Source organism: Kitasatospora sp. NPDC018058, assembly GCF_044327205.1.
GTDB lineage: Bacteria > Actinomycetota > Actinomycetes > Streptomycetales > Streptomycetaceae > Kitasatospora.
The window spans coordinates 492,617-512,423 of record NZ_JBIRFA010000002.1 but is presented as its reverse complement, the minus strand read 5'-3'; the positions used below and the strand labels follow the sequence as shown (position 1 = coordinate 512,423).

At 72.7% G+C, this 19,807-nt stretch carries 15 protein-coding genes; 5 read left to right on the top strand and 10 right to left on the bottom strand.

Annotated features, from left to right (window positions below):
* Positions 1 to 353: 353 nt before the first annotated feature.
* Entirely contained in the window at positions 354 to 3,422 is a 3,069-nt protein-coding gene (locus tag ACH4E7_RS04915) for a hypothetical protein (protein ID WP_396247561.1), read from the bottom strand.
* Positions 3,423 to 3,583: 161 nt separating this feature from the next.
* On the opposite strand from ACH4E7_RS04915, the gene ACH4E7_RS04910 reads away from it, so the two are divergent.
* Positions 3,584 to 3,793 carry a hypothetical protein gene (locus tag ACH4E7_RS04910; protein WP_396247560.1) on the top strand — a complete coding sequence of 70 codons (210 nt, stop codon included), beginning with the start codon at positions 3,584 to 3,586 and terminating at the stop codon, positions 3,791 to 3,793.
* Positions 3,794 to 4,893: 1,100 nt separating this feature from the next.
* Here ACH4E7_RS04910 and ACH4E7_RS04905 read toward each other — a convergent pair.
* Positions 4,894 to 7,623 carry a helix-turn-helix transcriptional regulator gene (locus tag ACH4E7_RS04905; protein WP_396247559.1) on the bottom strand — a complete coding sequence of 910 codons (2,730 nt, stop codon included), beginning with the start codon at positions 7,621 to 7,623 and terminating at the stop codon, positions 4,894 to 4,896.
* Positions 7,624 to 7,781: 158 nt separating this feature from the next.
* Between ACH4E7_RS04905 and ACH4E7_RS04900 the strand changes: the two genes are divergently transcribed.
* The 4 genes from ACH4E7_RS04900 to ACH4E7_RS04885 all read left to right on the top strand — a co-directional run bounded on the left by ACH4E7_RS04900 (position 7,782) and on the right by ACH4E7_RS04885 (position 12,340).
* Entirely contained in the window at positions 7,782 to 8,159 is a 378-nt protein-coding gene (locus ACH4E7_RS04900) for a nuclear transport factor 2 family protein (RefSeq protein WP_396247558.1), read from the top strand.
* A gap of 89 nt (positions 8,160 to 8,248) precedes the next feature.
* A complete protein-coding gene (locus tag ACH4E7_RS04895; protein WP_396247557.1) occupies positions 8,249 to 9,787 on the top strand; it encodes an MFS transporter in 1,539 nt (512 codons plus the stop codon).
* Between the two features lie 82 nt (positions 9,788 to 9,869).
* Entirely contained in the window at positions 9,870 to 11,726 is a 1,857-nt protein-coding gene (locus ACH4E7_RS04890; RefSeq protein ID WP_396247556.1) for a S9 family peptidase, read from the top strand.
* Positions 11,723 to 12,340 (top strand): hypothetical protein, encoded by a 618-nt coding sequence (locus ACH4E7_RS04885; protein WP_396247555.1) that lies wholly within the window; start codon positions 11,723 to 11,725, stop codon positions 12,338 to 12,340. Before ACH4E7_RS04890 ends, ACH4E7_RS04885 begins: the two co-directional genes overlap by 4 nt.
* A gap of 23 nt (positions 12,341 to 12,363) precedes the next feature.
* On the opposite strand, the gene ACH4E7_RS04880 is transcribed toward ACH4E7_RS04885, so the two are convergent.
* From ACH4E7_RS04880 to ACH4E7_RS04845, 8 genes are all read right to left on the bottom strand, one after another.
* Positions 12,364 to 13,149 carry an SURF1 family protein gene (locus ACH4E7_RS04880; protein WP_396247554.1) on the bottom strand — a complete coding sequence of 262 codons (786 nt, stop codon included), beginning with the start codon at positions 13,147 to 13,149 and terminating at the stop codon, positions 12,364 to 12,366.
* Positions 13,150 to 13,242: 93 nt separating this feature from the next.
* A complete protein-coding gene (locus tag ACH4E7_RS04875) occupies positions 13,243 to 14,403 on the bottom strand; it encodes a hypothetical protein (protein WP_396247553.1) in 1,161 nt (386 codons plus the stop codon).
* Positions 14,396 to 14,941 (bottom strand): SigE family RNA polymerase sigma factor, encoded by a 546-nt coding sequence (locus tag ACH4E7_RS04870; protein WP_355668736.1) that lies wholly within the window; start codon positions 14,939 to 14,941, stop codon positions 14,396 to 14,398. Before ACH4E7_RS04870 ends, ACH4E7_RS04875 begins: the two co-directional genes overlap by 8 nt.
* A gap of 283 nt (positions 14,942 to 15,224) precedes the next feature.
* Positions 15,225 to 16,286 (bottom strand): aspartate-semialdehyde dehydrogenase, encoded by a 1,062-nt coding sequence (locus ACH4E7_RS04865; protein ID WP_396247552.1) that lies wholly within the window; start codon positions 16,284 to 16,286, stop codon positions 15,225 to 15,227.
* Between the two features lie 28 nt (positions 16,287 to 16,314).
* Positions 16,315 to 17,595: an aspartate kinase gene (locus ACH4E7_RS04860; protein WP_355668738.1), complete on the bottom strand. Its 1,281-nt coding sequence runs from the start codon at positions 17,593 to 17,595 to the stop codon at positions 16,315 to 16,317.
* Positions 17,596 to 17,960: 365 nt separating this feature from the next.
* Positions 17,961 to 18,668: a DUF5063 domain-containing protein gene (locus ACH4E7_RS04855; protein ID WP_396247551.1), complete on the bottom strand. Its 708-nt coding sequence runs from the start codon at positions 18,666 to 18,668 to the stop codon at positions 17,961 to 17,963.
* Complete coding sequence (recR, locus tag ACH4E7_RS04850; RefSeq protein WP_224284008.1) at positions 18,661 to 19,260, bottom strand: recombination mediator RecR; 600 nt, start codon at positions 19,258 to 19,260, stop codon at positions 18,661 to 18,663. Before recR ends, ACH4E7_RS04855 begins: the two co-directional genes overlap by 8 nt.
* 203 nt (positions 19,261 to 19,463) lie before the next feature.
* Positions 19,464 to 19,802 carry a YbaB/EbfC family nucleoid-associated protein gene (locus ACH4E7_RS04845; protein WP_396247550.1) on the bottom strand — a complete coding sequence of 113 codons (339 nt, stop codon included), beginning with the start codon at positions 19,800 to 19,802 and terminating at the stop codon, positions 19,464 to 19,466.
* Positions 19,803 to 19,807: the final 5 nt, after the last annotated feature.

The following is a 19,807-nucleotide window of genomic DNA, read 5'->3' as shown; positions in this document are numbered from 1 at the left end:
CGAGAATGCATGATGGGACGGCAGGCACGGATCCCCCGGTGATCATGAAGCGTAGAGAACTCCATGATCGGGCGAACCGTGCCTGCCCTGCTACTACCAATTAGCTCGGCACCTACTGGCGGACGCCCTTAGAGACGTGCCACAGGCGTACCAGATCGGGCGGTACGTGGAGGTACAGTCGCGGGCGCTGGCGGCGCCAGGGTGTGCAGCGGGACTTCCGGGTCTTGCTGGCGTCGGTGGCGCGCGCCGAGCGCCACACCGCGGCCGGCCCGGTAGTGGGAGGACGACGGCAGCACGAGATTCGCTACTGCGTGGTTGTGCGCGCGGCGGGCCCAACCACGCGGGCAGCGCAGTCATGGGACGACCCGGTCAGGGAAGCGGCGAAGAGAAGCGTCGGGCCGCTGGTCCAAGCGGTCGAGGCTTTCCCACGTCCAGGGGCAGGCTGGGGTGCCGTCGGTCTCCAACCCGTACAGTCGTTGCCCGCCCGGCTCGACCCGGGGCTTTTCCGCTATGGCGGCGCTATCCGGGGTCATCCGTGAAGCCGCGGCTCCAAGGCGGTCGGCGGCCTCGGTTTCCCCCGCCGTGCGGAGGTTGCTCAGCAACTTCGTGCACGTCACCGCTTCGGCGAGTCCCGGGTGTGCGGCGACTCGCTCGATCATGGCGTGGATGTGCTCGTCCAGGCTTCGCGCGCGGAGCATGCGTAGAAGATCAAGGAACGTGCTTGCATCCGCATCCACGGCTGCGATCGCGCGGCAGGCGAGCCGGTCGAGCGCTTCCGACTGGTGGTGGTCCTCCAGCGAGCGCGCCAGAAAGCCCAGCTCAGCGATGGACGAGAGAGGGACTTCCTCGACAGCCCGCAATGCAAATCGGGTCAGTTCTGGCGGACTGACGAAGGGCGCGAGCACGTCGAAGAAGAGAGCCGTGTACTCCGCGTCGTCAAGTCCGATATTCAGCAGGCTTTTCAAGACAAGACAGCGGGTCAGATCATCCCGGTCGAGGTTTTTCAGGGTTCGCAGGAGCATGACCACCTTGTGGACAGAGCCGATGACGACCTCTGCCGAGGGATCACGGGCCAGGAATGCGTCCAGGCAGTCGTCGAGCCCGCAGTTCTGCAGCTCTTCCAGCAGCCAACCGACGGCCTCCGGGTCCTCCAGGACAGCCATGGGTACGGCCCGCTCCGCGAGCCGACGGCGCGCCGATATAACCCCGAGGCAGCGCAACTCATACAGGAGCTGTGCGACGGAGTAGGTGTCGCTCGGATCCACGGCTTCGACGATCCGATCGGCCAGCAGACACGCGGCCTCCTCCCGGCCCTGGTCCCACAGTCCTTCAACGAGGTCTACGAGAGGATAGGGAGTAGACAGATCGACTTGTCTGGCGGCTTCCCAAGACAGGGCCTCCGCGACATCGGGGTCGTGCCCGCACACGTTCAGTACCTTGAGGAGTGTTCCCATCGCTTGCGGGTTCCGGACCGGAGGGCCCAGGGAGAGGATTCGGTCGGCGAGGCGAACCGCGTGATCGGTGTATCCGGCGTCGAGCAGCTGGTCGAGAAGCCGGAACGCGCCAGTTTCATCCGGCAGGCGCACGTGTGCCCCCGGATCGAGGTTCACGAGCAGCTTCTCGTGGCCAATTCCGCCAAGGATTTCGAACAGCTCTTGGACCTCGTCCGCATCGGCGAGATTCACACGGGAGACCACCCGCGCTGCGAGACGGGCCGAGACGTCCGGGCCTACGCGATGCAGTTCCCACAGCCGTAATCTCGCGGTGAAGAGCGAATCGAAGCCGACGTGGTCTGCCATCCAAAGCGCCATGCTCCGGCCGCTGTTCCCTGTTTGGGGGATAGCCAGTAACATTCCGAACCAGTTCACGTATCCGGCGACGGCTGCTCGACGCATCAACAGCACAGTCTGCTTCAGGAAACCCCGCCGCTGCGCCTCGCTCGAAAGGCTCACGAGCGAGGCCAGGTCGGTCGTGCACATAGTCAATGCATCCCACAATGCGGGGGTAGGGGCGGGCGCATCCTCAGCAGCAACGAGGCTTTGGTGCAGGTAATCGGCCGGTTCGTACGTCGTCGTACCGCCTGAGATGTTGCGGACGGCGATGAGCGCAGTGAGGGAGTGCCTGATGTCGGTGCGACACCCGTCGGCGCGCACTCCGGAAGTCAGGGCGATCAGGGCGTCACGCCCCCAGCCGGGTTCCGCGGGCCTGTGGTGTGGTGGGAGGGCTGCGTCCGCGGCCTGCGTCAGTAATTCCTCGGACAGCGGCGCGTAGTGCCCCAGCTGTCTGGCCGTGATCGCGGCAGTGATCAGGGCGTGCTCGGCGTGGGTGAAGTGGGCGCCGGGCCCCATTCGGTACGCGGCGAGGAGCTGAGGCCCACCGCTGAGGTGTTGGATCACCCGTCCATCGGCTGCGCCGGCTCGCACGGCTCGCCCCATGCGAGGATCCTTGCTGGAGTCGGCGAGGCTTTCCCACCTCAAGCGCTCAGCCGTTGTCAGGTCGGCCGGGACCGAGACCCGGTGGGTGACAGGTGCCTCAAGGAGAGCGCGGACCTGACTGCGGGGATCCGTTTCTACCGCAGGACGGGTGAGGTCCTCCCAATACGGGAGGGTCCACAGGGTGCCGACGACGGTGACGCCGGTCTGGGTCATCAGGAGTTCGCGCAGGGCGGCAGCGGCCTCCTCGGAACGGTCGCCGTAGAGGAATCGCTGAGCCTCGTTGAGCCAGAGCACGGCACCCGGCGCAATGCGGTCGGCGCCCAGCAACTCGGCCAGCCCGGCGGCATTGGTGGGCCGCCACAGTGGGCGGGCTGGGGCCAGTCGGCGGAGGGCCTCGAACAGAGCACGGGTCTTGCCCGTCGACGAGTCGCCGGTAAGCACGACGAACGCGGACACGAACCCGTCCAGAGCCGGGGTGAGCAGGTGCTCCAGCTCGTGATCGTGCGGGCGGGCGAGGTAAGGGGTGAGGAAGGCTTCCTCTGTGAGGTCGCCCCTGACAGTTGTTGCCGTTCCCCTGGTGCTGGCATCCGTGGTGCTCGCCGACATTGGGGCTTGATGCACCTCAAGCAGGCCTGGCCCCGCGGTCTGGACCGTTCCTGGACTGGCGGACGCATCCGTGGACCCGGCCAGGAGAGGAATGCCTGGCCGAGGCTGGGCCTTGCGCCAGAGCTCCCGAAGCTGGTCGAACATCTTCTTGTCCGCCCCCAGCGCCTGCGCGATTGCACTGACGGTCCGCCAGCTGGGAGGTGTATGACGGGCGTTCAGGGCCTGGCTGATCGTGGTAGTGCCCAGGGGCGTGCCTGCGGCAGCGCTGCGCGCGACGATGTCCTTGCGGGTAAGCCCCTCACGCCCGAGGGCGTCACCCAGCTGCTCGCGTAATGCGGCCAATGCCGCTGCGCGCTCCTCGGCGCCATCGCCGTGCGACATGCATCCTCCCGTGGGCCCAGTCGGCCGGTGGACCCACCGGTAGTGCGAACCCGCGGACCGAGCGGTACGACGGCGTTCAATCTAGGCCGCCCGAACCGCAGTGTACGACTGATCGGCAAACCTCTAATCCTCTGCGCAACTATCTCGTTGAGGAGCCTGAGATGCCGCTGAAGGCCGTCGTGGTCCTGATCGTGGTCACCGCTGTCCTTGTACTGCTGGTCGCCGTACTGGGCGCCGTAGCCGCCGTACTGCTCGCCCGTTCATCGGGGGCCTCGCCTTCGTCCGCCCTCATGCGCGGAGGTGTGGCCTTCGGCGCCACCCTCACCCTGCTCGCGCTTCTTGCCTCCACGATCGCGGGGCTGCTCCCATAGCCGGGGTCGGCTTTCCTTTTGACGTCCTGTCTACTGCTCAGTGGAGAAGCGGAAGGCTGGGAGCGATCGGGGAGTGGATCTTAAACCGGCAGCCACCGTCAACCACACGCGACCAAGAGCAACCAATGGCCTGACGTGCGCCCCGGAGGGATCTCCCAGGACGCAGGCGCGTCCGGACCTCATTCGGGACGAAGAGGCCGTGGGTTCAAATCCCGCCACCCCGACCCAGTGCAGAGGCCCTGCCGGAGAAATCCGGCAGGGCCTCTGTCGTATGCGTCAGCACGAAAGCACAGCAACCGCCCCGGCCCTCCTCCACCGCCAGCAACGGATGCTGAGGAAGCATCGGCGGAGTACTCCGGCTCCGCGGACACCGCGGTGTGATTCAGGGCACAGTCGGGCTGTGGCACTCAAGGAGCGTGACGTCGTGCCAGACGTCGCGGTGCTTGCGGATGCGCTCACGGGTGCCGATGGCGCGGAAGCCGGCGCTCGCCGATGTCGGTGCCGACTCGCGCAGGCCGTAAAGGTCGAAGGTGCCCTTGCGGCCGTGCGGGCCGGTGGCGGTGCGGACCCGCGCCGGGCCGCCTGGCGGGGCGCGTCGAGCTCGGCGAACTGGGTCCGGGTTCCCGGATACGGGGGAAGGGTCGCAGCCGCCGCTGGCGGGGCCGAGGCGTGGTCCGCAGCGAGCGGCCCCGATATGCCGACATCCACGCTCGTCGGGTTCGAGCGTGGATGCCGGTGAAGCGTTCTGCTGTTCAGCTGTGCCGGTCCTGCGGGCCGGTGGCTGGGGGTGGTGCGGTTTCTGGCGGCTGGGGTCGGAGCACTCGGCAAGGTCGCACCACATACTCCTTGCGCGCCCGCCGCAAGAGTCTGACCTCGTAGGGGCGTCGTCGGCATAGGCCTTGCTGTACAGCAGCGAAGTGGTGACAGGGCGTCCGCTCTGGACGGCGGGTCCGCGCTGAGCGGAGTGGGCCGAGGATGTCGCCCGGGTCCTCGTAGCGCGCGGCCGAGCCCTCGGGCAGGCCGGAGACGGCCCCGCCGGGCCGGTGCCAGGGGGGCCGGTCGCCCGGCTCGGTGCATGAGGCCCGATGAGAGTGCCGCTGTCAGAGCGCGGCTGCGAGCTCCGTTCGGGAGGTGATGCCGAGCTTCGGGTAGGCCTTGTAGAGGTGGTGGGCGACGGTGCGGGGGCTGAGGAAGAGTTGGGCGGCGATGTCGCGGTTGGTGAGGCCTTGGGCGGCGAGGCGGGCGATCTGGAGTTCCTGGGGGGTCAGGGGGGTCAGCGGGGCCGCGGGGCTCTGCGGGGAGTGGGGGGTGTCGGGGGCGGGGGCGCCGGTGGCGGAGAGTTCGGTGCGGGCGCGGGTGGACCAGGGGTGAGCCGAGAGGCGGTCGAAGGTTTCGAGGGCGAAGTGGAGGTGGGGGCGGGCGTCGGTGCGGCGGCGGGTGCGGCGGAGCCATTCGCCGTAGAGGAGGGCGGTGCGGGCGTGTTCGAAGGGGCGGTGGGTGGTCGCGTGGAGGTCGAGGGCGGCGCGGTAGGCGGGCTCGGCGAGTTCGTCGGGACCGAGCAGGGCCTGGCAGCGCAGGCGTAGGGCTGCGGCCCAGGGGCGGTCGGCGGCGGCGGTCCAGCGGGCGAAGCGTTTGTAGGGTTCGGCGGCGCGGTCCGGGGTGCCGAGGCGGACGGCGGCCTCGACCAGGTCGGGGACGGCCCGGGTGGCGCAGACGTGGTGGCGGTGCGGGCCGGTGGTGAGGGGGTGGAGGCGGTCCGCGGCGCCGGCGGCGCGGCCCTGGCCGAGGTCGAGCAGGGCGAGGGCCCAGTCGGCCCAGGGGCGGCCGGCCGCGGGGGCGGCGGTCTGCGGGCCGGTGGTGGCGAGGGCGGTGGTGGCCAGTTCGGTGCAGCGCTCGGTGCGGCCGTCCAGGGCGGCCAGGTGGGCGAGCAGGGCGCTGAGTTGGCTGACCCACTGGTGCTGGCCGGTGTCCTGGGCGAGGGCGAGCGCCTCGGTGGCGGTGAGTTCGGCGTCGGCGTGGCGGCCGTGGAAGAGCTCGGCTTCGGCGAGGAAGAACTGGAGGGTGGGCATCACCCCGACGGTGCCCTTGGCGCGGGCCTCGACGACCAGTTCGCCGCCGAGTTCGACGGTCTCCTCGTCGCGGCCGAGGATGAGGGTGGCGCCGCAGAGTTGGACGAGGTCGACGGGGGTTTCGGCGCCGGCCTTGCGGGCGGCCTCGGTGCTCTCCCGGACGGGCGGCAGGGGCGCGGCGGGTCTGCCGAGGGCCGGGAGGACGGCGGCGGGCAGGTGGCGGGCGAGCGGGGCCAGGGGGTCGTCGGGGGCGAGCGGGAGGGCGGCGAGCCGGTCGAGCACGGCGGTCACCGCCTCCTCCCCCGCGTACCACGCGGCGTGGAAGGCCTGGAAGAGCATCCGGGCGGCGTGCGCGGGCTCGATGTCGGTACCGGCGGCTTCGAGCAGCAGCCGGTAGGCCGTCGGGTAGGAGCCGCGCCAGAAGTGCGCGGTGGCCCGGACCTGATCCAGCAGGGCGTGCGCGAGGACGCTGTCGGTCCGGCCGGCCGCCTCCTCGGCGAGCGTCTCGGCCCGCGCCAACTCGCCTTCCTCGGTGGCGGCTTCGGCGGCCAGGACGAGGCGGCGGGTGGCGGCGTCGCGGTCGGGGGTGAGTCGGGCGGCGCGTTCGTACGCGGCGGCGCCGCCGTGGCCGCCGCGCCGTTCGGCGCGGACGGCGGTGCGTTCCAGCGCCTCGGCGAGGGCGGCGTCGGGGGCGGTGGCGGCGAGGGCGAGGTGCCAGGTGCGGCGGTCCCCCTCGGGCAGCGCCTCGGCGATGCTCCGGTGGACGGTCAGCCGCTGGTGGTGCGGGGCGCGTTGCAGGATCGCGGAGCGCAGCAGCGGGTGGCGGAAGGCGATCCGGCGGTCGGCGGTGACCGTCACCAGGCCGGATTCCTCGGCGGGGGTGAGCTGTTCGGCGCCGACGCCGAGCGCGGCCGCGGCGGGCAGGACGACGTCGAGTTCGCCGCTCTCCTCGGCGGCGGCGACCAGCAGCAGGGTCTGGGTGGCCGGGGGCAGGCCGGTGACCTGGCCGTGGAAGGCGATCAGCAGCCGGCTGGTGAGCGGCAGGCCGCCCCCGGTGTGCGCCTGCGGGCCTGCGGCGACCGGGAGTTCGGTGAGGGCGAGCGGGTTCCCGGCGGCCTCGGCGAGCAGTCGGTCGCGGACGGTGGCGGGCAGGTCGGGGCCGGCCCGGTCGGCCAGCAGCCGGGTGGCGTCGGACTCGGCGAGGCCGCTCACCCGTAGTTCGGGGAGGCCGAGTCGCCGGTCCGCGGAGGCGCCGCCCTCGGTGCGGGCGGCGAGCAGCAGGGCGACCCCTTCGGCCTGGAGTCGCCGGGCGGCCAGCAGCAGCGCGTCCAGGGAGGCGCGATCCAGCCACTGCACGTCGTCGAGCACGCACAACAGCGGCTGTTCGGAGGCGAGTTCGGCGAGCAGCCCGAGAGTGGCGAGGCCGACCAGCAGTCGGTCAGCGGCAGCCGTCGACGTATCGCCGAGCCCGAACGCCGCTTCCAGGGCGCGCCGTTGCGGCCCCGGGAGGGCGTCCAGCCGGTCCAGGCCGGGGGCGAGCAGCAAGCTCAGCCCGGCGAAGGGCAGTTCGGCCTCGTACTCGACGCCCGCCGCCCGGATCACCCGGAACCCGGCCCCGGCCCGCGCGACGGCGTCGTCCAGCAGCGCCGTCTTGCCGATCCCGGCCTCGCCCCGCAGCAGCAGGGCCCCGCTGCGTCCGTCCCGTACCGCTGTCAACAGGCCGTCCACGGCGGCCTGTTCGTGTTCCCTCCCGTACAGCATGTCCCCGACCCTACCGAGCCGGCCGCCGGTACCCCACCACGAAGGCTACGTACGGCCATGCCTATACGTGACCGATTCGGCCGCGCCGTTCCGTCCATACCTTGGTTGAGCAGCGGGAACGACCCGCCGAACCACTCACCGGAACACGGGAGACAGCCATGACCGAGATCACCGCCGCCACCCTGCAGCAGCTCGCCGAGCGCTACCTCGCGGTCTGGAACGAGACCGACCCGGCGGCCCGCCGCAAGCTGATCGACGAGGTGTGGGCCGAGGACGGCCGCTACACCGACCCGCTGGCCGCCGTCGCCGGCCGGGACGCGATCGACGCGCTGATCGGCGCGGCCCAGGCGCAGTTCCCGGGGCTGGAGTTCACCCTCGGCCCGGTGGACGCGCACCACGACATCGCCCGGTTCACCTGGAACCTCGGCCCGGCCGGCGCCGAGCCGGTGGTGATCGGCTTCGACGTGCTGGCGGCCACCCCGGACGGCCGGATCGGCACCGTGTACGGCTTCCTGGACCGTGTCCCGGGCGCCTGAGCCGCAGGCACGACACCCCCGAGGGGCGCTGCCGAGCCACCCCGGCGGCGCCCCTCCCCGAAAGCCAACCCCCTTGAGGAGAGCCCGAGATGAGCACCGCCCTGGACACCCGGCGGTCGGCCGAAGCCGCGGCCGCCGCTGCGACGAAGGCAGCCGCGGCCCCCAAGGGCCTGCTGCCGGTCATCCTGACCGCCACCTTCATGACCGCCCTGGACGTCTTCGTCGTCAACGTCGCCGTCCCCTCCCTCCAGGGCGACCTGGGCGCCGGCCCCGCCGCCGTCCAGTGGGTGATGGCCGGGTTCAGCCTGGCCCTGGCGGCCGGGCTGGTCACCGCCGGCCGGCTCGGCGACCGCTACGGCCGCCGCCGGGTGTTCGCGCTCGGCCTGGCCCTGTTCACCCTCGCCTCCGCAGCCTGCGGCCTCGCCCCCACCGCCGCCGCGCTGGTCGGCTCCCGGGTCGCCCAGGGGCTGGCGGCGGCGCTGATGGGACCGCAGGTGCTGGCGATCCTGCGGACGGCCTTCAGCGGCGCGGCGCAGGCGCGGGCCTTCGCCCGGTACGGGCTGACCATGGGCGTCGGCGCGGTGTTCGGCCAGCTGATCGGCGGGCTGCTGATCCGCGCGGACCTCCTCGGCCTCGGCTGGCGCAGCTGCTTCCTGATCAACCTGCCGATCGGTCTGGCCGCCCTCGCCCTGGTCCGCCGCTGCCTGCCGGAGTCGCGCGCCCCGCGACGGCCCGGGCTGGACCCGGTCGGTGTCCTGCTGGTCACCCTGGGGCTGACCGGCCTGGTGCTGCCGCTGATCCAGGGGCCCGGGCAGGGCTGGCCGCTGTGGACCGGCCTCTGCCTCGCCGCCTCGCTCGCCCTGCTCGCCGCCTTCGCCGTCCACCAGCACCGCACCACCTCGACCTCCACCGAAAGCACCTCCGCCGAAAGCAACTCCGCCGGAAGCAACTCCGCCGGAAGCAACTCCGCCGGAAGCAACTCCGCCGCAGGCAACACAGCCCCGCTGGTCGACACCCGGCTGTTCCGCAGCCGCGCCTTCAGCGCCGGCCTGCTCGCCCAGCTCGCCTTCTGGCTCGGCCAGGCCTCCTTCTTCCTGGTGCTCGCCCTGCACCTGCAGCTCGGCCGCGGCCTGGACGCGCTCGGCGCCGGGCTGGTGTTCACCGCGATCGGCCTCGGCTACCTGCTCACCTCCAACACCACCCACCGGGTCACCGCCCGCCTCGGCGAGCCCCGCACGATCACCGTCGGCGGCCTGCTGATGGCCGCCGGGCTGGGCCTGCTCGCCCTGGCCGCCTACGGCGCGGCGGACGGCGGCGTCTGGTGGCTGGCGCCCGGGCTGTTCGTCGACGGCCTCGGCATGGGCCTGGTGATCGCCCCGGTCACCACCGTCGCCCTGGCGGCCGTCGAGCCTGGGCTGGCCGGTTCGGCGGCCGGGGTGGTGTCGACCGTGCAGCAGGTCGGCGGCGCCGTCGGGGTCGCGCTGATCGGCCTGGTCTACTACGGCGCGGGCGACGCGACCGCCGCCTTCGGCCGCAGCGTGACGGCGCTCGCGGTGCTGGAGCTGGTGCTCGTCGGACTGGTCCGGCTGCTGCCGCGGGCGTCCGGGCGGGAGGCCGGGCGTTCGTGAACACCGCAGGAACGGAACGGGCGGGTGGGTCGAACCCACCCGCCCGTTCCGTTCCCTCCCCCGGATCGGGTTGGATGGTCGGATGAGCGAGGAGAAGAGCGCCGCACCGGCGTGGGAGCAGCGGTTCAGGGCGGCCCGGGTGTCGCTGCCGGACTGGGCCGACGACGCCCCCGACCGGGCCCTGTACGTGTCCAACTCGACCGGCACCTACGAGGTCTACGCCTGGGACCGCGCCACCGGAACCCACCGCCAGGTCACCGACCGCCCGAACGGCACCACCGACGCCGAGCTGTCCCCGGACGGCGCCTGGGTCTGGTGGTTCGACGACCACGACGGCGACGAGTTCGGCGTCTGGCGCCGCCAGCCCTTCGCGGGCGGCCCGGACGAGGAGGCCGTGCCCGGCCTCGCCCCCTCCTACTCGGCCGGCCTGGCCCTCGGCCGCGACGGCACGGTGGTCGTCGGCCGCTCCACCGACGAGGACGGCACCACCCTGCACCTGCGCCGCCCCGGCGCGGCCGAGCCGGTCGAGATCTACCGGCACGAGGAGTACGGCGGCGTCGGCGACCTCAGCCACGACGGCACGCTGCTGGCCATCGACCACACCGAGCACGGCGACGCGATGCACTCCGCGATCCGCGTGGTGCGGCTCGGCGGGGACGGCGTCGAGACCGTCGCCGAGCTGGACGAGGTGACCGGCCGGGACGAGCCGCGCGGTATCGCCTGCCTGGGCTTCGCCCCGGTCGAGGGCGACACCCGTCTGCTGGTCGCCCACCAGCGCACCGGCCGCTGGGAGCCGATGATCTGGGACGTCGCCACCGGCGCCGAGACGGCCCTCCCGCTGCGCGACGAGCAGGGCCGCGAGCTGCCCGGCGACGTCTCCGCGCAGTGGCGGCCGGACGCCGGGTCGCTGCTGGTCGAGCACGAGTACGAGGCGCGCAGCGAGCTGTTCTCGTACTCGCTCACGGACGGCCGGCTGACCCGCCTGGACACCGCGCGCGGCACGGTCGGCGGCGCCACCGCCCGTCCGGACGGCACCGTGGAGTACCTGTGGTCCTCCGCCGCCGAGCCCTCGGCCGTCCGCTCCACCGCCGGTACGGTCGTGCTGCGGGCGCCCGGCCCGGTGCCGCCCGGTTCCGTCCCGGTCGAGGACGTCTGGGTGGACGGCCCCGGCGGGCGGGTGCACGCCCTGGTGCAGCGCCCGGCCGGCAGCACCCCGGCCGACGGCCCGCTGCCGACCGTCTTCGAGATCCACGGCGGCCCGACCCACCACGACAGCGACTCCTTCGCGGCCGGCCCGGCCGCCTGGCTGGACCACGGCTTCGCGGTGGTCCGGGTCAACTACCGCGGCTCGACCGGCTACGGCCAGGCCTGGACCGACGCGCTGCACGAGCGGGTCGGCCTGATCGAGCTGGAGGACATCGCGGCGGTCCGGGAGTGGGCGGTCTCCAGCGGCCTGGCCGACCCGCGGCGCCTGGTGCTCACCGGTGGCAGCTGGGGCGGCTACCTGACCCTGCTCGGCCTCGGCGTCCAGCCCGACAGCTGGTCGCTCGGCGTCGCCGCCGTGCCGGTCGCGGACTACCACACCGCGTACGCCGACGAGATGGAGGCGCTCAAGTCGCTGGACCGCACGCTCTTCGGCGGCACCCCTGAGGAGGTCCCGGAGCGCTTCACCGCCTCCTCGCCGCTGACCTACGTCGAGCGGGTGCGGGTGCCGGTCTACATCAGCGCCGGGGTGAACGACCCGCGCTGCCCGATCCGGCAGATCGACAACTACGTCGAGCGGCTGGAGCAGCTCGACAAGCCACACGAGGTGTACCGGTACGACGCCGGGCACGGCTCGCTGGTGGTGGAGGAGCGGATCAAGCAGCTGCGGCTGGAGATCGACTTCGTCCGCCGGTACCTGGGTGTTCCCGGCGGGGCCCCGGGAGGGGCGGCGTGAGGCGTCCGCTGACGCTCGCGGGGGCGGCGGTGGCCGGGGCGCTGGTGCTCACCGGCTGCTCGGGCTCGCACGGCGACGAGGCGGCCTGCCCGCCCCCGGCCGGTCCGGTGCTGCCCAGCCCCAAGGCCGCCGTGCCGACCGGGCCCGCGCTGCCGTCGCCGACGGCCTCGACGCCCCCGGCGGGCGCCGTACCCGGCGGGCCGGTCGCGACGGCGACGAAGGCGGGCGCGGCGGGGTCGGCCGGCTCACTCGTCGTCCGGGCGGCGTACCAGCCGGACGGGGACACCGTCCAGCTCGCCAAGGGGTCGAAGGGGTCGAGCGGGTCCAAGGGCTCGTCCGGCTCGAAGGGCTCGGGGTCCAAGGGCTCGTCCGGCTCGAAGGGGCGCACCGTGCACCACCACATCGACCACTACGACTCCGACGGGAACGGCAGCCGGAGCCACTGCCACAATGGGACGCCGGAGGAGGACGACGACACGTCGACGCCGTTCGGCGACGCCAGCCCGGCCGTCCCCGCCCGGACGCCGACGCCGACGCAGGCTCCCACCCCGACCCTGACGGCGGTCGCGACCCCGACCAAGCCGGTGCCGGCGCCCGGCAAGCCCACGCGGTAGGACCGGGGAGACAGGCCCCGAGGTCAGTCCAGGACCGGGTCCAGCCCGAGGGCCCGGTCCTGCGCCGCCTCCGCCTCGCGGCGCAGCAGGCGGAACCACATGAAGACCACGAAGCCCGCGAAGACGAACCACTCCAGGGTGTAGCCCAGGTTCTGGAAGGCGCGCAGGGTGAGCCCGTCGCCGCCCTGCGGCTGCACGGTCGGTACGGCGGTCAGCCCGGCGGGCACCTGGTCGGCGGCCACCCAGCCGTCGTACCAGCCGTCGTACTCCAGCACGTTCAGCAGCGCGGCCCGGTTGATCATGCCGAGCTGTCCGGCGGGCAGACCGCCGGCCACCGCGCCGTTGCTGCCCACGGCCTCGTTGGCCTGCAGCCGCCCGCTCACCGTCACCTGCCCGGTCGGCGGCGCCTCGGCCACCGCCCCGGACGGGGACCCGGGCAGCCAGCCCCGCACCACGGCGACGGCGTGTCCGTCGGCGGTGCGCAGCGGGGTGAGCACGTAGTAGCCCTGCTTGCCGTCCACCACACGGTTGGGGACGAGGAGTTGGTGCTCGGTGTCATAGCTGCCGGTCACCGTGACGGGCTTGCCGACGGTCTCGGTGGTCACCTGCGGGCCGGCCGGGGTGAGCAGGGCGTCGATCGGCTTGGCGTCACCCGAAGCGGTGAGGGCCTGCTTGGTCTCCCGGTGCGTGGTGACGCGGTCCTCGAAGCGGCCGAGCTGCCAGGAGCCCAGCCAGACGCACACCGCCACGGCCGCCACGGCCAACGCGGTGCCGCCGAGCCAGCGCGGAGTCAGGAGGAACCGGTGCACACCCCCCACGGTAACCATTCCTCACACCGTCCCGGACCACAGGGTCCGCCGGGGACGGGAGTCGCGGGAGGCGGGAGCCCCGTCGGGCGCCCCTCAGCCCGTCGTCGGCGTCCCCGACGGCTGGGCCGCCGCCCCGCCGGTGGCCTGCACCCCGCCCCGGTAGAGCGTCCCCCCGCAGGCGACCGGCAGCACGGCCGTCGCGGCCGTCGGGCTGCCCGGGGCCGGGGTGTGGGCGATGGTGGCGGTGGCCGGGGCGGTGGTGGGGTTGCCGGTCGGGGTGGCCGTCGGGCTGGGCGCCGAGGTGGGACCGGAGGTGGGCGTGGAGCTCGGTTGCGGGTTGGAGCTCGGGGCCGCGGAGTTGCCGGAGGCGGGGGCGGCCGAGGCGGCGGGGGCCTGGGTGGTCAGGGACACCTGGTTGGCCCCGGTGGGCGCGCTGGTCGCGGTGCCGCCGGAGCCGCAGCCCTGGTCGGGGATCCAGGCGAACGGCACCCGGTACCCGGCCTGCGGCGCCAGCACCGGCGGCTCGGTGTCCACGGCCGGCAGGCTGCCCGCCGGGTCGCCGGGGGCGTGGTCGGCCGTACGGACGCGGCTGCGGTCGGTGCCGCTGACCTCGGTGACGGCCACCGCGCCGGGACCGCCGAGGCGGCAGCTGTGCCCGGAGACGTTGTAGACCGTGAAGGAGCCGAGGATCCGCCCCTGCCCGTCGGCCGAGCCGACCTGCGCGGTGCCCTGCCCGAGGTCCGACCGGGTGCACAGCGGGATGATCCCGCCGTCCCCGGTGCCGGAGGCCCCGGTGGGGGTGGCGGTGCCGCCCACCCGGGTGGCGTCCGCGCCGGGGCTGGGCGAGGCGGCGGCGGTGCCCGAGGACGGCGCGGTGTCCCCGGTGCCGCTCGGGCCGGTGCGCGAGGCCGCGCCGGTGCCGCCGGCCCCGCCGGTCGTCCTGCCGCTGGGGGCCGCGGGGGCGGGGCTCTGGGCCTCGGTCGAGCCGGGTCCGCCGGAGAGCCCGAAGTGGTCCCCTTCGTGCAGGACGGGCAGCGCGATCGCGACGGCCAGCGCCAGCGCCGCCGCGCCGGTCCAGGCCCCGCGCCGGGCGGCCCGGCGCCGGGGGACGGCCTGACGGATGCGGGGCAGGGCGCCGGACTCGGGCTGGATCCCGGCCACCGCGTGGTGCATCAGCTCGCGTAGCGCCCGTTCATCGGAGGAGAGCCCCGTGAGGTCGTCGTCCCCGGGCCGCTGCCAGGCGCCGTCAGCCATGTCCGGCCTCCATCTGGGTCCGGAGGGCGGCTAGTCCGCGTGATCCGTAGGCCTTGACCGATCCGAGCGAGATGCCCAGGGTCTCGGCGACCTGCGCCTCCGTCATGTCCACGAAGTAACGCAGCACCAGAACCTCCCGCTGACGGCGTTGCAGACCACGCAGCGCGGCCTTCAACTGGTCGCGCTCCAGGGCATCGTAGGCACCTTCTTCTGCACTGGCCATGTCAGGCATGGGCTTCGGCAGGAGTCGCAGGCCGAGGATCCGGCGGCGCAGCGTGGAGCGCGACAGGTTCACCACCGTCTGCCGCAGATAGGCCAGGGTCTTCTCGGGTTCGCGCACCCGCCGCCGGGCGGCGTGCACCCGGATGAAGGCCTCCTGCACGACGTCCTCGCAGGTGGAGAGGTCGTCCAGGAGCAGCGCGGCAAGCCGCAGCAGCGAGCGGTAGTGCGCCTGGTAGGTCTCGGTGAGCAGGTCCTCGCTGGTACCCGCGTCGGTACCCGCGCCGGAGTCCGCCGCACCGGGTGCGGCCGCCGTCATCTGGTCGTCTTCCGGCCTACTCGAAGACCACGGGGCGCGCGACGGGAAGACCACCGCGGCTCTCGCCGGGATGCCCGTCCTTGCCCCCACCATCACGTTCGCCACGCCCGTTGGACACTCGATCCCCTGTCATGGTTGCCCAGCCCGGGGACCATTCTTCCGTATCGGCGGAAGAGGCCTCCAGGGGATTCCCCCGGGATTCCGGACGGATTGTGTCGAGGAGCGGACACAGGTCCGGACATCCTCGGGCACAAGGGACCCTCAGATCCCGGACTTCACGGGCCTATTCCTCCCCCGCCGTCAGCTCACGGGCCACCAGCTCGGCGATCTGCAACAGGTTCAGCGCGGCCCCCTTGCGCAGGTTGTCGCCGCAGAGGAAGAGGTCGAGGGCGTCCGGCTCGTCCAGCGCCCGGCGCACCCGCCCGACCCAGACCGGGTCGGTGCCGACCACGTCGTTGGGCGTCGGGAACTCCCCGGCCGCCGGGTCGTCGTAGAGCACCACGCCGGGCGTCTCGCGCAGGATGTCCTGCGCGTGCTCCTGGCTGACCTCGCGTTCGAAGCGGGCGTGCACGGCCAGCGCGTGGGTGCGGACCACCGGGACGCGGACGCAGGTCGCGGAGACCTTCAGGGCGGACAGGCCGAGGATCTTGCGGGCCTCGTCGCGCAGCCCGAGTTCCTGGGCGGACCAGCCGCCCTCGCGCAGGCCGCCGGTCCAGGGCACGGCGTTGAGGGCGAGCGGGGCCGCGAACGGCCCGTCGTCGGCGATCACCGCCCGCAGGTCGCCGGTCTGCCGGCCGACCTCGGTACCGGCCACCAGCGCGGTCTGCTCGCGCAGCGCCGCGACGCCCTCGCGGCCCTCGCCGCTGGCGGCCTGGTAGGTGGCGACGACCAGCTGCTCCAGCCCGTACTCGGCGTGCAGCGCGCCGACCGCCGCGACCATCGTGAGCGTGGTGCCGGCCGGGCTGGCCACGATGCCGCGCGGACGGATCCGCAGCGCCGCCGCGTTGACCTCGGGAACGACCAGCGGCACGTCCCCGGCGGTCCGGAAGGCGGCCGAGTCGTCCACCACCACGACGCCCTTGGCCGCCGCGATCGGAGCCCACTGGGCGGCCACCTGGTCGGGGACGGCGAACACGGCGATGTCGATCCCGGCGAAGGCCTCCTCCGTCAGCGGGACGACCCCGACCGCCTCCCCGCGCACGACCGGCTCGCGGCCGGCCGAACGCGGGGAGGCGACGAGTCGGATCTCGCCCCAGATGTCCTGACGGAGCGAGAGGAGCCCGAGCAGCACCTCGCCGACCGCGCCGGTGGCGCCGACGACGGCGAGGTTCGGACGCCGGGTCATCGCCCGGAGCCCCCACCCGGCTTCCGGGTCATCGCCCGGTGCCGCCGTAGACGACGGCCTCGTCCGTCTCGCTGTCCAGGCCGAAGGCGCTGTGCACGGCGCGGACCGCCTCCGGCACGTCCTCGGCGCGGGTGACCACCGAGATGCGGATCTCCGAGGTGGAGATCAGCTCGATGTTGACGCCCGCGGCGGAGAGCGCCTCGAAGAAGGTGGCGGTGACACCCGGGTTGGAGCGCATGCCGGCGCCGACCAGCGAGATCTTGCCGATCGCGTCGTCGTAGCGCAGCGACTCGTAGCCGATGCCCTCCTTGACCCGGCCCAGCGCGTCGATGGCCTTCTGGCCCTCGGTCTTGGGCAGGGTGAAGGAGATGTCGGTCAGGCCGGTCGACGCGGCGGAGACGTTCTGCACCACCATGTCGATGTTGACCTCGGCGTCGGCGATGGCGCGGAAGATGCGCGCCGCCTCGCCCGGCTTGTCGGGCACGCCGACCACCGTGACCTTGGCTTCGGAGGTGTCGTGGGCGACTCCGGAGATGATGGCCTGCTCCATCTCGCCCCCTTCGGGCTTGTTCGGGTTGTCGTTGCTGACGATCGTCCCGGGAAGACCCGAGAAGGACGAGCGTACGTGAATCGGGATGTTGTAGCGGCGGGCGTACTCCACACAGCGGTCGAGCAGCACCTTGGAACCGGACGAGGCCAGCTCCAGCATGTCCTCGTACGCGATCCAGTCGATCTTGCGGGCCTTCTTCACCACGCGCGGGTCGGCGGTGAACACGCCGTCCACGTCGGTGTAGATCTCGCAGACCTCGGCCTTGAGCGCCGCCGCGAGGGCGACGGCGGTGGTGTCCGAGCCGCCGCGGCCCAGCGTGGTGATGTCCTTGCTGCTCTGGGACACGCCCTGAAAGCCGGCCACGATCGCGATGTTGCCCTCGTCCAGGGCGGTGCGGATGCGACCCGGCGTCACGTCGATGATGCGCGCCTTGTTGTGGACGGAGTCGGTGATGACACCGGCCTGACTGCCCGTGAACGACTGGGCCTCGTGACCCAGGGATTTGATCGCCATGGCCAGCAGCGCCATGGAGATGCGCTCTCCAGCGGTCAGCAGCATGTCGAACTCACGGCCGGCAGGAAGCGGTGACACCTGCTCCGCGAGTTCGATGAGCTCGTCCGTCGTGTCGCCCATCGCGGACACCACGACGACGACCTCATGGCCGGCCTTCTTGGCGTCAACGATTCGACGGGCCACGCGCTTGATGCCTGCGGCATCCGCAACGGATGAGCCGCCGTACTTCTGCACGACAAGGCCCACGTGCGCTCCTCGACTTGTGTCGTTTTCCGGGGGCGACTGGCCCCCGTACCCCCCGGGGAGAGGGGGGTGCGGTCGGCGTCAGTCTACCGAGCAGGGGTCCCGCAACTGCTGCTTTCCATATGATGAGACGGCTGTTTCAGCACGTGAGCGGCATGACGGGCGGTACCACCGGCAGGTCTGCGGGGCGTTCGGCACGGTTCCGAAGAATCGTCGGACGAATGGACGGTGCCACGGCCGGATTTCTTTTCCGGGCGGATTACTGAGGCCTTCGTCACAATATTCGCGGCCCGCTGCCGGATCCGCAGCCCGACCGCCTTCGGATGCGACGCCCTACTGCCGTCGGATCCGCCGCCCGACTGCCGCCGTCAGCGCCCGAGACCGAGCTCGGCCGCCATCAGGTCGCCGGCCTGCTGCTCCAGCTGCTCGTCCGTGAGCCCGTCGTCGTCGGTGTCCGCGCCGTCCGGCACCGCCCCGATCGGGCTGTCCAAGCGGACGTGGGCGATCAGCGACTGCAGCGCCCGCAGCACCGCGGTGCAGGTCGTGCCCCAGTTGGAGAGGTACGAGAACTGCCACCACCACAGCGCCTCGCTGACCCGGCCCTCGCGGTAGTGGGTCAGGCCGTGCTGGAGCTCGCTGACCACGCCGGCCAGGTCGTCCGAGATCCGGAAGGCGTTCGGCTTCTCCGGCGGGCCGTACGGGTCGAAGACCTCGTGGTAGACGTCGATCGGCGCGAGCAGCGCGGCGAGGCGCTCGCGCAGCTGCTCGCCGTCCGGCTCCGGCCCGGCGTCGGGCTCGAAGCGGTCCTCAGGGACGACGTCCTCGATGGCGCCCAGCCGACCGCCGGCCAGCAGCAGCTGGGAGACCTCCAGGAGCAGCAGCGAGACCGCGCTGCCCGGTTCGTCGCCCTTGGCGACCTCGGTGACGGCGAGCACGAAGCTCTCCACCGAGTCGGCGATCTGCACGGCGAAGTCGTCCGGCTCCGAGCCGTGACCGTGGGTGTGCGGCGCGTGGGTCGTGGGCCCCTCGTGAAGCTGGGGGCCGGTGGGCTGCTGGTTGATCGTCCGGTCAGACATCGAGCAGTCGTCTCCCTTCGAAGGCGCGGCCGAGGGTGACCTCGTCCGCGTACTCCAGGTCCCCGCCGACGGGCAGTCCGCTCGCCAGGCGGGTCACCTTCAGGCCCATCGGCTTGCAGAGCCGGGCCAGATAGGTGGCGGTCGCCTCCCCCTCCAGGTTGGGGTCGGTGGCCAGGATCAGCTCGGTGACCGTGCCGTCCGCGAGGCGCGAGAGCAGCTCGCGGATGCGCAGGTCGTCCGGGCCGACGCCCTCGATGGGGCTGATCGCGCCGCCCAGCACGTGGTAGCGGCCGCGGAACTCACGGGTGCGCTCGATGGCGACGACGTCCTTGGACTCCTCGACCACGCAGATGACGCCGAGGTCGCGGCGCGGGTCCAGGCAGACCCGGCACTGCTCGGCCTCCGCGACGTTGCCGCAGACCACGCAGAAGCGGACCTTGTCCTTGACCTCCAGCAGCGCGTGCGCGAGGCGGCGCACGTCGGTCGGGTCGGCCTGCAGCACGTGGAAGGCGATCCGCTGGGCGCTCTTGGGCCCGACGCCGGGCAGCCTGCCCAGTTCGTCGATCAGGTCCTGAACCACGCCCTCGTACACGTCGCGCCTTCCCTCGGATGGTCGGTGGTGCTCCGGTGCCATCATCCAACGAATCGGGCGCCGGACACACCGCCCGACGCCCGACTCCCGCAGAAATCACACGGGTCTGTCGTATGAACTTCAGACCGTCTACTTACAAACCGGGCGCTGATCGACGCCCCGGCCTGGGCCCTGACCTGCCCCTGACCCGGCCCTGACTCGCGTCAGAACGGCAGGCCCGGGATCCCGCCGCCCAGGCCCTGGGTGAGCGGGCCCATCCGGTCGGCCTGCATCTTCTGCGCGGCCTGGCTGGCGTCCCGCACGGCCGCCAGGATCAGGTCGGCCAGGGTCTCGGTGTCCTCCGGGTCCACGGCGGCCGGCGCGATGGTCAGCGCCACCAGCTCGCCGGAACCGGTCACCGTGGCCTCGACCAGGCCGCCGCCCGCCGTACCGTTCACCTTCGCCTCGGCCAGCTCCTGCTGGGCCTTGGCGAGCTCTTCCTGCATCTTCTGCGCCTGCTTGAGCAGCTGCTGCATGTTGGGCTGACCACCACCGGGGAACACGGCTC

Excerpts from the sequence above, each read along its gene's own strand:
- ACH4E7_RS04900 (WP_396247558.1), top strand. The coding sequence starts at position 7,782 with ATGACCGAGATCACCGCCGCCACCCTGCAGCAGCTCGCCGAGCGCTAC.
- ACH4E7_RS04895 (WP_396247557.1), top strand. The coding sequence starts at position 8,249 with ATGAGCACCGCCCTGGACACCCGGCGGTCGGCCGAAGCCGCGGCCGCC.
- ACH4E7_RS04865 (WP_396247552.1), bottom strand. The coding sequence starts at position 16,286 with ATGACCCGGCGTCCGAACCTCGCCGTCGTCGGCGCCACCGGCGCGGTC.
- ACH4E7_RS04890 (WP_396247556.1), top strand. The coding sequence starts at position 9,870 with ATGAGCGAGGAGAAGAGCGCCGCACCGGCGTGGGAGCAGCGGTTCAGG.
- ACH4E7_RS04910 (WP_396247560.1), top strand. The coding sequence starts at position 3,584 with ATGCCGCTGAAGGCCGTCGTGGTCCTGATCGTGGTCACCGCTGTCCTT.
- ACH4E7_RS04905 (WP_396247559.1), bottom strand. The coding sequence starts at position 7,623 with ATGCTGTACGGGAGGGAACACGAACAGGCCGCCGTGGACGGCCTGTTG.
- ACH4E7_RS04870 (WP_355668736.1), bottom strand. The coding sequence starts at position 14,941 with ATGACGGCGGCCGCACCCGGTGCGGCGGACTCCGGCGCGGGTACCGAC.
- ACH4E7_RS04855 (WP_396247551.1), bottom strand. The coding sequence starts at position 18,668 with ATGTCTGACCGGACGATCAACCAGCAGCCCACCGGCCCCCAGCTTCAC.
- ACH4E7_RS04875 (WP_396247553.1), bottom strand. The coding sequence starts at position 14,403 with ATGGCTGACGGCGCCTGGCAGCGGCCCGGGGACGACGACCTCACGGGG.
- ACH4E7_RS04915 (WP_396247561.1), bottom strand. The coding sequence starts at position 3,422 with ATGTCGCACGGCGATGGCGCCGAGGAGCGCGCAGCGGCATTGGCCGCA.